This window comes from Candidatus Pelagibacter sp., assembly GCF_052049815.1.
In the GTDB taxonomy this organism is placed as follows: Bacteria; Pseudomonadota; Alphaproteobacteria; order Pelagibacterales; family Pelagibacteraceae; genus Pelagibacter.
Window position 1 is genome coordinate 1 of sequence record NZ_JBNGZG010000081.1, and the last position, 2,201, is coordinate 2,201.

Consider the following 2,201-nt stretch of genomic DNA (forward strand, 5'->3'; position numbering starts at 1 on the left):
AAAAAATTTTCTTGAATATAATTTTTATATAAAAAAATTTCATAAACAGAGAGTTATGCATATTACAAATTTTAATTATAGATTTAATGGTAGACTTCATTACAATACTGGTCGACGTATTAATAATGGTCTCGTAAGATTAGGTCATAATGTTATTACAATTAGTGACCGAGATATACTAAATCAAAAAAAAGGAATTGCAGATTATAATGGATCAAAATCTTTACAAAAAATAATTATTGAAAATTATAAAAATTTTAAGCCAGATATAATTATGCTGGGGCATGCGGACTCTGTAACACTTGAAACTTTAAATTTTTTGAAAAACCAAAAAACTTTAATTAGTCAATGGTTTTTGGACCCCTTAGGTAGATATGGACCTGATTACAAAAATAATAAGAGAAGAATTACTGAAAAAACTGATTATATTGATAAGACTTTCTTAACATCTGATCCAAAAAGTTTAGATTTCAAAATTAAAAACAGTTACTTTATACCAAACCCGGTCGATGAATCTTTTGAAGTTCTAAAGAATTATACTCAAGAATGCGAAAATGATTTATTTTTTGCAATGAGTCATGGTGTTCATAGAGGTCAATTAAAGAAAGGTAAACACGATGACAGAGAAAGAATTATAAACAAATTGATATCTGACAATCCAAATATAAAATTTGATATTTATGGAATGAATAATATTCAACCAATATGGGCAGATCAATTTCTTGAAAAAATTTCAAATTCTACAATGGGTTTAAATTTAAGTAGAGGTAAACCTGTTAAATATTATAGTAGTGATAGAATTGCTCAATTAGTAGGCAATGGACTTTTAACATTTATAGACGACAAAACTTACTTAAAAGAAATTTTTTCTAAAAATGAGGTTATTTTCTATAAAAATATTGATGATCTTGCTTATAAAATTAATAAATATAAGAAGGATAAATCAGAAAGAATAAAACTAGCTAAACGAGGTAGAGATTTTTATTTTAAGCATTTGAATTCAACAAAAGTAGCTGATTATATGATAAAAGAAATTCTTGATGTAAAAACCAAAAATAATTTTATATGGGCAAAATAGCAGTAATAACTGGAATTGGTGGACAAGATGGTTCTTATTTAGCTGAGCTTCTTTTAAAAAAAAAATATAAGATTTATGGAATTTTAAACCCAAAAAAAAAAATAAATCTTAAAAATTTAGAATCAATTCAAAAAAATATTTTTTTTAAAAAAATTGATATTAACAATTCAAAAAAAATAAGAACATTAATTCAAGAAATAAAACCGAATGAATTTTATCATCTTGCTGCTCAAAGTTTTGTAAATTATAAATTCGAAGATGAATTTTTTAAATTAAATCCAAATATAAATGGCACACATTACATACTTTCTTCAATAAAAAAATATTCACCAAATACTAAATTTTATTTTGCAGCTTCATCGGAATTATTTGGCAATCCAATCGAATCCCCACAAAATGAAAAAACTAAATTTAATCCAAGATCTGCTTATGGTATTTCGAAAGTTACCGGTTATCACCTAACTAAAAATTATAGAGAAGCTTATAATCTCTTTGCTTGCTCTGGGATTTTATTTAATCATGAGTCTCCAAGAAGAAATATAGAATTTGTGACAAGAAAAATAACTTATAATTTAGCTTTAATACTTAAAAATAAAAAAAAAAAAATTGAATTAGGAAATATTAATGCAAAAAGAGATTGGGGTCATGCTAAGGATTATGTTGAAGCTATGTGGAAGATGCTTCAACAAAAAAAACCTCAAGATTTTGTCATAGGAAGTGGTAAGATTCATACTGTTAAAGATTTCATAAAGTTAGCTTTTAAAAGAGTTGATCTCAATTATAAAAAATATGTTAAAATTGATAAAAAATTATTTAGAAATAAAGAAAATTCAATACTAAGAGCTGATTTTTCTAAAGCTAAAAAAATTTTGAAATGGAAACCAAAATATTCTTTTAAACAATTAGTTAATGAAATGGTTGATTCCGATATTAAGTAAAAAATTAAAAAAAAATATTTAAATTGAAAAAAAAAATATTAATTCTCAAGAATGATAGGACAGGGGATCTTTTTGTTTCTCATAAAGCTTTAAATCGTATTTTATGCAAACATTACGATGATGAAATAATTATGTTTTTATCTAATGTAAATTACAAATTTAGTTTTTTATTTCCAAATATTGAA

General features: G+C 24.0%; 2 protein-coding genes. Both read left to right on the forward strand.

Annotated elements, in window-relative coordinates:
- A partial coding sequence (locus ACTT9D_RS07240; protein ID WP_440931111.1) for a glycosyltransferase family protein occupies window positions 1-1,078 on the forward strand: 1,078 nt, incomplete at its 5' end.
- Window positions 1,066-2,016 (forward strand): GDP-mannose 4,6-dehydratase, encoded by a 951-nt coding sequence (locus ACTT9D_RS07245; RefSeq protein WP_440931112.1) that lies wholly within the window; start codon window positions 1,066-1,068, stop codon window positions 2,014-2,016. The genes ACTT9D_RS07240 and ACTT9D_RS07245, both read left to right, overlap by 13 nt.
- The last annotated feature ends 185 nt before the right edge of the window (window positions 2,017-2,201 follow it).

Bases quoted from the DNA above. Each gene is read 5' to 3' on its own strand.
- ACTT9D_RS07245 (WP_440931112.1), top strand. From the start codon at position 1,066: ATGGGCAAAATAGCAGTAATAACTGGAATTGGTGGACAAGATGGTTCT.